11 protein-coding genes and 2 pseudogenes are annotated in these 10,661 nt (G+C 71.6%); 6 read left to right on the forward strand and 7 right to left on the reverse strand.

Going from position 1 to position 10,661, the window contains the following annotated elements; all coding sequences use genetic code 11:
* From ACRDSK_RS27170 to ACRDSK_RS27190, 5 genes and pseudogenes are all read left to right on the forward strand, one after another.
* Positions 1-277, forward strand: a pseudogene (locus ACRDSK_RS27170) (hypothetical protein); the annotation flags it as partial.
* Between the two features lie 24 nt (positions 278-301).
* The gene (katG, locus tag ACRDSK_RS27175; RefSeq protein ID WP_431444155.1) at positions 302-2,539 is read left to right on the forward strand and encodes a catalase/peroxidase HPI; all 2,238 of its coding nucleotides are present in this window, start codon (positions 302-304) and stop codon (positions 2,537-2,539) included.
* A 183-nt stretch (positions 2,540-2,722) separates the two neighbouring features.
* Positions 2,723-2,915, forward strand: a pseudogene (locus tag ACRDSK_RS27180) (response regulator transcription factor); the annotation flags it as partial.
* A 210-nt stretch (positions 2,916-3,125) separates the two neighbouring features.
* Positions 3,126-3,356, forward strand: coding sequence for a hypothetical protein (locus tag ACRDSK_RS27185; protein WP_431444156.1), 231 nt, complete (start codon positions 3,126-3,128; stop codon positions 3,354-3,356).
* A gap of 23 nt (positions 3,357-3,379) precedes the next feature.
* Positions 3,380-4,123, forward strand: coding sequence for a glycosyltransferase family 2 protein (locus ACRDSK_RS27190; protein ID WP_431444158.1), 744 nt, complete (start codon positions 3,380-3,382; stop codon positions 4,121-4,123).
* Positions 4,124-4,127: 4 nt separating this feature from the next.
* Here ACRDSK_RS27190 and ACRDSK_RS27195 read toward each other — a convergent pair whose 3' ends face one another.
* From ACRDSK_RS27195 to ACRDSK_RS27205, 3 genes are read right to left on the reverse strand one after another with little or no spacing between them, the layout of a single operon-like run.
* Positions 4,128-5,117, reverse strand: coding sequence for a transporter (locus ACRDSK_RS27195; RefSeq protein ID WP_431444160.1), 990 nt, complete (start codon positions 5,115-5,117; stop codon positions 4,128-4,130).
* Positions 5,114-5,995 (reverse strand): ABC transporter ATP-binding protein, encoded by an 882-nt coding sequence (locus tag ACRDSK_RS27200; protein ID WP_431444161.1) that lies wholly within the window; start codon positions 5,993-5,995, stop codon positions 5,114-5,116. The genes ACRDSK_RS27195 and ACRDSK_RS27200 overlap by 4 nt, the downstream gene beginning before the upstream one ends.
* The gene (locus tag ACRDSK_RS27205; protein WP_431444162.1) at positions 5,992-6,384 is read right to left on the reverse strand and encodes a GntR family transcriptional regulator; all 393 of its coding nucleotides are present in this window, start codon (positions 6,382-6,384) and stop codon (positions 5,992-5,994) included. Before ACRDSK_RS27205 ends, ACRDSK_RS27200 begins: the two co-directional genes overlap by 4 nt.
* Before the next feature lie 178 nt (positions 6,385-6,562).
* On the opposite strand from ACRDSK_RS27205, the gene ACRDSK_RS27210 reads away from it, so the two are divergent.
* Positions 6,563-7,246, forward strand: coding sequence for a lysophospholipid acyltransferase family protein (locus ACRDSK_RS27210; RefSeq protein ID WP_431444167.1), 684 nt, complete (start codon positions 6,563-6,565; stop codon positions 7,244-7,246).
* A 7-nt stretch (positions 7,247-7,253) separates the two neighbouring features.
* Here the strand turns inward: ACRDSK_RS27210 and ACRDSK_RS27215 are convergent, their stop codons facing one another.
* From ACRDSK_RS27215 to ACRDSK_RS27230, 4 genes are all read right to left on the reverse strand, one after another.
* Positions 7,254-8,156, reverse strand: a complete 903-nt coding sequence (locus ACRDSK_RS27215) for a hypothetical protein (protein ID WP_431444163.1) — start codon at positions 8,154-8,156, stop codon at positions 7,254-7,256.
* Between the two features lie 145 nt (positions 8,157-8,301).
* On the reverse strand, positions 8,302-9,216 hold the full coding sequence (locus ACRDSK_RS27220) for a helix-turn-helix domain-containing protein (RefSeq protein ID WP_431444164.1): 915 nt from the start codon (positions 9,214-9,216) through the stop codon (positions 8,302-8,304).
* A gap of 55 nt (positions 9,217-9,271) precedes the next feature.
* Entirely contained in the window at positions 9,272-9,415 is a 144-nt protein-coding gene (locus tag ACRDSK_RS27225; protein ID WP_431444165.1) for a hypothetical protein, read from the reverse strand.
* Positions 9,416-9,596: 181 nt separating this feature from the next.
* A complete protein-coding gene (locus ACRDSK_RS27230; RefSeq protein ID WP_431444166.1) occupies positions 9,597-10,424 on the reverse strand; it encodes a hypothetical protein in 828 nt (275 codons plus the stop codon).
* Between the last annotated feature and the right edge of the window lie 237 nt (positions 10,425-10,661).

Here is a 10,661-nt window from a genome sequence, read left to right on the forward strand (position 1 = left end):
GGACGGGCCGCCCCGGGCTGATCGTTCGGTGCGCGGCGACTCCTGGAGGGTGGGAGTCGGCGTGTCCGATATCGAGACAGCCGGCCCGACGAGCGCATGGCAAGATCACCCCGACCGCGACGGTCGGGGTGATCATCGGCGGCCTGCAGCGGCGCATCGAGCCGCCGGGCTCGGCGGCGCCCTGCCTGAACCTTCCGACGACCACGGCGTCGTGATCGACGAGGCCGAGGTCGTCCTCCGGGGGCTGGGCCCCGACTGCTCCACCGCAAACAGGTAACGAAGTACCGCTGGAAGGAATCTCGTGTCTGAACGTCCAAACGCCGAAGTCGGAGAGATGAACGTGGAGGAGGCGGGCGGCTGCCCGGTCTCCGTGGGGCGCATCAACCACCCGACCGAGGGTGGGAGCAACAACCGGGGCTGGTGGCCGAACCAGCTCAACCTGGCGATCCTGCGCAAGCACTCCGCCGCGACCAACCCGATGGGCGGGGACTTCGACTACGCCGCCGAGTTCAACAGCCTCGACCTCGACGCCCTGGCCAGGGACGTCGACGAGGTGCTGACGACCTCGCAGGACTGGTGGCCCGCCGACTTCGGCCACTACGGCCCGTTCATGATCCGGATGGCCTGGCACAGCGCCGGTACCTACCGCATCCACGACGGCCGCGGCGGCGCCGGCGCCGGGATGCAGCGCTTCGCGCCGCTGAACAGCTGGCCCGACAACGGCAACCTCGACAAGGCGCGCCGGCTGCTCTGGCCGGTGAAGCGGAAGTACGGCCGCAAGATCTCGTGGGCCGACCTGATGATCTTCGCGGGCAACCGGGCGCTGGAGACGATGGGCTTCGAGACCTTCGGCTTCGCCGGCGGCCGGGCGGACGTGTGGGAGCCCGACGAGGACGTCTACTGGGGCCCGGAGCGCACCTGGCTCGGCGACGAGCGCTACTCCGGCGACCGGGAGCTCGACAACCCGCTGGCCGCCGTCCAGATGGGACTGATCTACGTCAACCCCGAGGGCCCGAACGGCAACCCCGACCCGCTCGCCGCGGCCCGGGACATCCGCGAGACCTTCCTCCGCATGGCGATGAACGACGAGGAGACCGTGGCGCTGATCGCCGGCGGGCACTCGTTCGGCAAGACGCACGGTGCGGCCGACCCGGACCAGCACGTCGGCGCCGAGCCCGAGGGCGCGTCGATCGAGGAGCAGGGGTTCGGCTGGAAGAACTCGTTCGGCAGCGGCAAGGGCCGCGACGCGATCACCAGCGGCATCGAGGTCACCTGGACGCCCACGCCGACGAAGTGGGACAACAGCTTCTTCGAGACCCTGTTCGGCTACGAGTGGGAGCTGACGTCGAGCCCCGCCGGGGCCAACCAGTGGCAGCCGAAAGACGGCGCCGGCGCGAACACCGTGCCGGACCCGGAGACCGGTGAGCTGAAGCGCCCGCCGACGATGCTGACGACGGACCTCGCGCTGCGCCTGGACCCGATCTACGGGCCGATCTCGCGGCGCTTCCTCGAGCACCCGGACGAGCTCGCGGACGCGTTCGCCCGGGCGTGGTTCAAGCTGACGCACCGCGACATGGGCCCGATCCAGCGCTACCTCGGCCCGCAGGTGCCGCGGGAGACGCTCATCTGGCAGGACCCGGTCCCGGCCGTGGACCACGAGGTCGTCGGGGCGGACGACGTCGCCGCCCTCAAGCGCCAGATCCTCGACTCGGGGCTGTCGATCGGCCGGCTCGTCGCCACCGCGTGGGGCTCGGCCTCGACGTTCCGCGGCAGCGACAAGCGCGGTGGGGCGAACGGGGCGCGCATCCGCCTCGAGCCCCAGCGGGACTGGGAGGTCAACGAGCCCGACTCGCTGGCTCAGGTGCTGCGCACGCTGGTAAGCGTCCAGACGTCGTTCAACGGCTCGCGGTCCGGTGGGAAGAAGGTGTCGATCGCCGACCTGGTCGTGCTCGGCGGGTGCGCCGCCGTCGAGCAGGCCGCGAGGAACGCCGGCTTCGACGTCGTGGTGCCGTTCACCCCGGGCCGCACGGACGCGTCGCAGGACCAGACCGACGTCGAGTCGTTCGCTGCGCTGGAGCCGGCGGCGGACGGGTTCCGCAACTACCGCGGCAAGAACGGCCGGCTGCCGTCGGAGTACCTGCTGATCGACCGCGCGAACCTGCTGAACCTGAGCGCGCCGGAGATGACCGCACTCGTGGGCGGCCTGCGCGTGCTGGGCGCGAACCACGAGCAGTCGCAGCTGGGTGTGTTCACCTCGACGACGGGCTCGCTGACGAACGAGTTCTTCGTGAACCTGCTCGACATGGGCACGGAGTGGAAGCCGGTGGCCGAGGACGCGGAGACGTTCGAGGGACGCGACCGCGCCACGGGCGAGCTCAAGTGGACCGGCAGCCGCGTCGACCTCGTGTTCGGCTCGAACTCGGAGCTGCGTGCGGTCGCGGAGGTCTACGCGAGCGACGACGCGCGGGAGAAGTTCGTGCACGACTTCGTGGCCGCGTGGGACAAGGTCATGAACGGGGACCGGTTCGACCTGGTCTGATGTGGTGATGTCCAGGGTCGGCCGGGTGTCCGGCCGGCCCTGGACGTCTTTGGCTCAGCGGCGCATTCCGGCAGCCGGTCGAGGATGTCGACGATCTCCTCGAACTGCCTGACCACCTTCGACGCCGACAGCTTCGTGCTGCGCGCCCTGCTTCCGGCGCGGCGGGATTCCTGTTGAAGACCACTGACGGACCGCGATCGCGAGGTGCTGGCCTGCCTGGGTCGCAGACTGTCCAATGCAGACACAACCCCGCGAGCTGTCCTTCTCGGAGGCGACGGTGAAGAGCTACGTGTCCCGAATGCTCGTGAAGATCGACTGTCGCAACCGGACCCAGGCGGGCCTGCTCGCCCACGAGGCCGGCCTGGTGGCGGAGTGAGATTGTCCGCCAGATCTCCGCGTAACGCCGAGCGATCCGAGGCCGACCCGTCGCACGTGGGAATTTCACGCGCTGCTGTCGCGGGAACGCGATCCAATCGACCGGCATTTCCAGTTCACCAAGCTGGAGTCACGGCTTTATCGCGCCCGGGATCTCTACGCCACGGCGCTGGACGAGTTCGACGAGGCATGCCGGCAGCACGATGCCGAAATGGACGTCATTCGCCAAGGCTTCATCGCCAAATGGGGCAAGGTGCCGGTACTCGACACGTATCGGCAGATGGCCATTCGGCAGCAGAAGCGAAAGGACTGGAACGCCTGCGTCTGGTGGTGCGAGCGGGGACTCGCGCGCTACGGGAACGACGCCGCTCGGGAGGAGGCGGTCGAGGATCTCGTCCAGCGGCGCAACCGGGCGTTGGTCAAGCTCGACGGACGGCGCTAGGCCGTACGTGGCAGAGTTGTCCGGTGCCTCTGGTCTCGATCGTCACGCCGACGCAAGCGCACAACGCCGACCACATCGGGGCGTTGTGGCGGTCGCTGGAATCTCAGCCGCTGCCGGCCGGGTGGGAGTGGGAGTGGGTCGTCCAGGAGGACGGGGCGGAGCCGAGTGTGGGGGAGTCCCTTCCGGACGATCCGCGCATCCACTACGACGCGCTCGGCGTGCAGCTCGGCGGCGCGGCCACCCGCAACACCGCCCTCGCCCGTGCCCGGGGCGAGCTGGTCTCCGGAATGGACCACGACGACCTCTACGAGCCGGGCGGCGTGGCCGCGCTCGTCGAGCCGCTCGCGGCGGAGTCGGCGGTGGCGTGGTCGTGCGCGCGGATCCGGTGGCAGAACCCGGACGGCACCAGCTGGGTGAAGCCGGACGTGTACCAGCCCGGCCGCATCGAGCCCGGCACCATCGCGGAGACCTTCGTGCGCACCAACGACTTCCCGTTCCCCGCCGCGATCGCCACCTACCGGCGACTCCACCTCGTCGCACACGGCGGCTGGCCGGCGGTGGCCCGCTCCACGGACGCGGCGCTGCTGGCCGCATTCGCCACCCGGTGGCCCGGCGTCTGGGTGGACCGGGTCGCCGCCACCTACCGCCGCTGGCCGGCCCAGCACACCGTGCAGCCCGCCGACATCGCCATCCGCGACGTCCCGCACGTGCGCGGCGCGATCGCCCAGCGACTGGCCGCCGAGCGAGCGCTGGCGGAGCTCGACTGACCCGTCACAGGCGGCGCACGCGGCGCAGGCAGAACCATCCCAGCAGCGCCGACAGCGCGAGGAACATCGCCGTCTCCAGCCACTGCAACGGCCAGAACCTGCTGCCCGGCTGGTAGCTCAGGTGCTGCTGGTAACCGAGGTCGTTCAGCTGTGCGAAGCAGGCGATCATGCCCCCCGGCTTCGGCGGCGGCCCGGAGCCGGGCTCCGGCGCGCAGTCCTGCACCGCGTCGGGCAGCGGGCGGACCGCGACACCGTCCGCGTCCACGGTCTCGTTGGCCAGCATCCAGACACCCGTCGGACTCTCCACGGTCAGCGCCTCCGCTGTGCCCGCGCCGTCGGCGTTGATGCTCCTGATGCTCTCCTCCGTGATCGCGACTGTCTCCTCGGTCGCGGGCAGGAAGTACGGTCGCACGAGGAAGGGCACCGCCACCTGCACGGCGACGAACGCGACGAGGGTGACGGCCATCGCGGTCAGCGTGCGGCGCAGCACGATTCCCGCGGCGACCCCGAGGACGAAGGCGAACGCCGCGTAGCCGACGGGCGCGATGCCCCGCACGGCGAACACGGTCGGCTCGATGCGCGACAGGAAGTCGCCGCCGTCGGCAGCGGCGGCGCTCGCCGCCGCGTCGATCGGACTGGCCCACCAGCCGACCGCGAGGCTCAGCAGCCCGGCGGCGGCCATGGCGGCCAGCATGCCGATGCCCAGCTTGGTCGCGAGCCACCGCCTGCGGCTGACCGTCTGGTTCCACACCAGACTGTGCGTGCCGGCCTCCAGCTCGCGGGCGACCGTCGGCACGCCCCAGAAGATGCCGACGATCGCGGGCAGCGCGAACATCGCGAGCACCCCGCCGTAGTACAGGAACTCCGCGGAGCCGAACTCCGTGCGGCCGACCAGCCCGGGGCCGGTGATCGCGAGGACCACCGCGATCGCGGCCATGCCGGCGAACACCGACACCGCCGGCACTCGGAGCTGGCGCCATGCCAACCAGATCACGGGAGGACCTCCAGGGCGGGACGGGCCACGACCGGTTCGCTCAGGTACGCGAGGACCAGGTCCTCCAGGGTGAGCCGGCCGACGGACCAGGCGGGGTCGAGGATCGGCGCCTCGGTGCGGACGAGGGCGGTGGTCTGGCGGTCGGTTTGGCTCGCGGAGATGACGTGCTGGTCCGCGGGCATGGTGTCGAGGTCGCGGCGCGGACCGGTCAGCCGGTGGTGGGTCGCGAGCAGGTCCTCGACGTCACCGGTGATCCGGACCTTCGAGTCCACCAGCACGATCACGTGGTCGCAGACCCGTTCCAGGTCGCCGACCAGGTGCGAGGACATCACGACGGACAGCCCGTGTTCGGCGACGGCCTCCATCAGGTCCTGCAGGAACTCCCGCCGAGCGAGCGGGTCGAGCGCGGCGACGGGCTCGTCGAGCAGCAGCAGCTCGGGCCGCTTCGCTACGCCGAGGGTGAGCGCGAGCTGCGCGCGCTGGCCGCCGGAGAGCTTGCCGGCGTGTTGCTTCGGGTCCAGCCCGATCCGCTTGATCCGGTCGCGGGCCAGCGCGTCGTCCCACCGCGGGTTGAGGTGGGCGCCGAGCCGCAGGTGCTCCGCGACGGAGAGGTTCGCGTAGAGCGGCGTGTTCTGCGCGACGTAGCCGACCTTGGCCAGCTGGGCGGGGCCGCTGCCGGGCACGCCGCCGCAGACCTCGATCCTGCCGGTCGTCGGCTCGAGCATGCCGGCCGCGAGGTTCAGCAGCGTCGACTTGCCGGCGCCGTTGGGTCCGACGAGGCCGGTGACGTGGCCGGCCGGCACGTCGAGCGTGCAGCCGGTGAGCGCCCACTTGCGCCGGTACTTCTTGCCCAGGTCCTGGGCCCGCAGCACGGTCACGCTATGTCCTCTCTGGCCGAGGAGCGAAACGTGGTCAGGAACAGCGCCTCGATGCTTTCCTCGTCGAGGCCGGCCTTTCGGGCCTTGGTGAGCCAGCGGCGCAGGTCCTGGCGCAGCGGCCCGAGTGGGGCGAGCGGACCGCCGCCGCCGTTCGCCGTCACGAACGTCCCGACGCCCGGCCGCGCGGTGACCAGCCCGTCGTGCTCGAGCTCCCGGTAGGCCTTGAGAACCGTGTTCGGGTTGATCGCCAGCTCCGCCACCACGTCCTTGACCGTCGGCAGCTGGTCACCCTCGCGCAGCAGCCCGAGCCGCAACGCGTGCCGCACCTGCCGGACGAGCTGCTGGTACGGCGACACCCCCGACCGACCGTCCAGATGGAACTCGATCACAACGCTTCCTCCATTTAACTAGTTACCTAGCACTATAGAGAAAGTCTGTGGTGCGAACAAGAGCACGGTGTCGGGTCCGAGTGCGGATGGGAGGATTGTGGAGCCCGTCCCCGAGCGCTCGTCGAAATGAGGCACTGTGGAGCTCGTCTACCCGCCGGTGATCCTGGCCTGCAAGACCATGTTCCGCGTGCTCGACATGCGGCTGGAGCTGAAGGGCACCGAAAACATCCCGCGGACCGGTGGCGCGGTGCTCGCCTGCACGCACGTCAGCTACCTCGACTTCATCTTCTGCGGGCTCGCCGGGCTGCCCGTCAAGCGCAAGACCAGGTTCATGGCCAAGCAGGCGGTCTTCGGCAACCGGATCTCGGGGCCGCTGATGCGCGGCATGAAGCACATCTCCGTCGACCGGTCGGCCGGGCAGGCCTCCTACCAGCAGGCGGTGACCGCGCTGCGCGCCGGCGAGGTGGTCGGCGTGTTCCCCGAGGCCACGATCAGCCGGTCGTTCACCGTCAAGCCGATCAAGTCAGGCGCGACGCGGATGGCCGCCGAGGCGGGCGTGCCGCTCATCCCGGTGACGGTCTGGGGCAGCCAGCGGCTCTGGACCAAGGGCCGGCCACGCGACCTCACCAAGCGCCACGTGCCGATCCTGATCCGAGTGGGGGAGCCGGTCCACCCGAGCGCGGACGACGACGGCGAAGCGCTCACCCAGGACCTGCGAACCCGCATGTCCGCGCTACTCGACCAGGCGCAGCGGGACTACCCGGCCACCCCCGAGCCCGGCACGGACCCGTGGTGGCTGCCGGCCCACCTCGGCGGCACCGCGCCCACGCCGGAGGAGGCCGCCGCGCTCGACGTGCACTGAACCGGCGTCATCGCCAGACCAGGTCGTAGACGGCCCCACTCATGACGCTCGGCCGGTGCGGGCCGGCGAGCAGCGGGGCGAGGGAGTCCGCGGTGATGCGGCGGTGGCTGTGGCCGTCGTCGAAGCCATGGCCGTCGCACGCGTCGTAGCGAACGACGACCTCCTGGGTGCGCGCACGGTCCCGCACGAGGAGCAGCAGCACCTCGTCGCCGTAGGCGTACTCGCGCATACAGTTCCGCGGTTCGTTCGGGCCCGAGCCCCGCGGTGCCGCGAGGATCGCCCGCACCACGTCCCGAGCGTCCTGTTCGGACAGTGGGCCCGCGGACAGCAGCAGGCTGCCATTGGCCGGCCCCTCGGACGCGAACGTGTAGCGGCAGACGGTGGCCGACTGGACGGGGCCCAGGGCGGCGAGCCCACCAGGTCCGGGGTCGGGACGCGTGCCGGGCCGGGGTCGCACGCCGGGCTCGGCCGGACAGCCGCCGCGGCCGGCCCGGGCCGAGTCGAGGATGCGGGCGCGCACGGCGGGGTCGTCGGACAGCACGGTGAGCGAGAGCCCGCCGACCTCCCGGGTCTGCTCCACCCACCCGGCGTCATGAGCGCTCTTCCCGGCCCCGGCGCGGGAGTCGAACCACAGGTACGGGCTCCGCTTGTCGAGCGCAGGCACCGGTGGGCCCGCGCACGCGATGCTCGGGATCGCGCCCGGTCGGCCGACGTAGCCGCGCCGCGGCTCATCGCGCTCCCCGGCAAGGCAGGGCGGCGAGCCCGTGGTTCCGTGGCCCCAGTCGTCGGGGACCATGACCTCGATACCGCCGTAGACCTCCCACCGCCACCCGGCGGGGGCCGGCTCGACGGGTGCGGCCGCGGGGTCGAGCGGAACGCGGGCCGACGGCTGGCCCGTCGTCGCGAACACCACGAGAAGACTGGCCGCGGCCGCGAGTGCCGCCAAGACCGTTGCGAACGCTCGCTTCGAGGTTCTCGGACCGTCACCCATCGGACACCTCCGCGCAGCCACCTGCCCTTACGACGGAAGGAGGGCTCGGCGTGGTTGCACGCGGCTACTCGGGGTCGGTGATCGGCTGGACGATCTCCGTCTGCCAGGTCGCCGGGTCCGGGTGCTCGCCGGGGTCGGTCAGGTAGGTCTCCCACGGCGGCCCGGCCACGGTCCGGCCCTCCGCCTGGATCCAGGCCTCGATCGCCTGGTAGGTCTCCGGCAGGGTCTCGTACGGGCCGCGGTGGACGGCCACGGCCGCCTGTCCGGCCGGGATGGTGAGCGCCTCGATGCCGGCTTCGGGAACACCGTCGGCGGGTTCGGTGGTGGACACGCCACCCTCCATGACCAGTGACCCCATGCCGAACTCCGGGTAGCGGGCGAACGGTGGCCCGGCCATCGCGATGCCGTGCTGCTGCGCGTGGGTGAACAGCGCGGGCAGCATCGTGGCCAGGGTCGCGGCGATCTCGTCGCGGGCGATGCGCTTGCGCATGACGAGCGCGTGCAGGGCGGGCAGGTCCTTCACGGCGATGTCGACTGGCACGGGCGTGCTCCTCTCGAGGGCGTTCATGCGGTACAGGCCCACGCATGGCGCGACCGAGGTGACGGTGTCGGCGTGGATGGCGGCGGCCCGGTCGTCGCCAGCCAGCCCGCCGCGCAGGCCGCGGGCGCGGTAGGCCCGCGGGCTGCTGCCGAACCGCCGGGTGAAGGCGCGGGTGAAGACCTCGTGGCTGGCGAACCCGTGGTCATGGGCGATCACCGAGACCTGCCGGTCGGTGGCGAGGAGATCGGCGGCCGCCCGGTCCAGCCGGACGCGGTTCGTGTACGCCTTGGGTGTCTCGCCCACGACCGCGACGAACCGGCGGTGCAGGTTGAACGGGGACCGGTGCGCGAGCGCGGACAACGCCCCGAGCGACACGTCCTCGCGGCGGCGCGCGTTCACCGCCGCCAGCAGCCGCAGGATCTCCCGTCTCAAGGTCACGAGCAGACCCTAGCGATCGGGCGGCCGTGCGGGTTGACGCTTCTTGCTCACCTGATCACTTCGCGGGCTGCTCCGCCGCGGCCGCCGGGCGCGGTTCCGGCGACCACGCGGGGGAGCGGACGAGGTGGCTGAGCCGGTCCGGCCAGTTGCGTGCGGCACGCACGTCGCGGGCGACGGCGGCGTACTCGTGGTAGGCCACGCGGATCGGTTGTGGGTCGTGATGTTCTTCGTCAGCCCGTACTCGCAGCGGATGGTCTCCGGCTCGAACGTGCCGAACATCCGGTCCCACACGATCAGGATGCCGGCGAAGCGCTTCCTGTCGACACAGCCCACGCCATCCTCGACACCGGATCCGCGGCGGAGCAAGGGCGATCGGAGACTCAGGGCCAGATCAGCTCGGCGACCGCGCCGTTGAGGATGCCCGGCTGGTGCGGTCCGGACAGCAGCGGGGCGAGCGAGTCCGCGGTGAGTCGACGGAGGACGCGGCCGTCGTCGATGCCGTGCCCGTCGCACCCGCTGTAGCGCACGAAGACCTCCTGGGTGTGCTCGCCGTCGCGCACCAGGAGCAGCAGCACCTCGTAGCCGAGGGCGACCTCGGGCAGACAGTCCTCCGGCCGGTCGGGACCCCCGCCCGGCGGCGCCGCCAGGATCGACCGCACCACAGTGCGGGCCTGTTCGCCGACGAGCCGGCTGGTGGCGAGCAGCGGGCTCGGTCGGCCCGTGGGCTCGAGCGCGTACCGGCACAGGGTGATCGACTCGACGGGGCCCAGCGTGGCGAGGCCACCCGGTCCGGGCTCGGGGCGGGCGCCGGCGCGGGTGACGGCGTGCTCGAGCGGGCAGCCGTCGTCGGCCGTGGCGGGCCGGACCGAGTCGAGGACGTGGGCGCGCTCGGCGTCGTCGTCGGACAGCACGGTCAGTGCGATGCCGTCGACGACCCGGGTCTCCTCGACCCACCCGGCATCGTGCGTCCGAACCCCGGGCACGGTCGGCGAGTCGAACCAGAGGTAGGCGCTGCGCTGGTCCAGCGGGGGCACCGGCTCCGAGCAGGCGATTGAGGGGACCGGACCCGGCCGTCCGACGTAGCCGCGCGGCGGTGGCTCGGCGCCGGGCAGACACGGCGGCCAACCGGTGGTGCCGTAGTCCCAGTCGGCCGGTACCGAGACCGCCAGCCCGCCGTAGAGCTCCCACCGCCACTGTCGTTCGCTCATCGGGTCCCACCGCCTTCCCTTCCACGGTAGGCCAAGCAGACGGAACGTTCCGCCCTCGGCGCGTTGACCGTCCTCCGAACCGAGACATACGCTGGCGGCAGAAAGTCACCATCCATCACTTTCCGTGAGGAGACGTCCATGTCTCCGGACGAGAACACCGACTGGGCGGCTGCCGTGGATCGCGGGCGCAACGATGATCCGACGCGGCGGCAGCGGCCCCGGCGCAGGGGCAGCGCC

Source organism: Actinophytocola sp., assembly GCF_050699915.1.
Lineage (GTDB): Bacteria > Actinomycetota > Actinomycetes > Mycobacteriales > Pseudonocardiaceae > Actinophytocola.

Coding starts and splice junctions, on each gene's coding strand:
- ACRDSK_RS27210 (WP_431444167.1), top strand. CDS start 6,563: ATGTTCCGCGTGCTCGACATGCGGCTGGAGCTGAAGGGCACCGAAAAC.
- ACRDSK_RS27230 (WP_431444166.1), bottom strand. CDS start 10,424: ATGAGCGAACGACAGTGGCGGTGGGAGCTCTACGGCGGGCTGGCGGTC.
- ACRDSK_RS27185 (WP_431444156.1), top strand. CDS start 3,126: ATGGACGTCATTCGCCAAGGCTTCATCGCCAAATGGGGCAAGGTGCCG.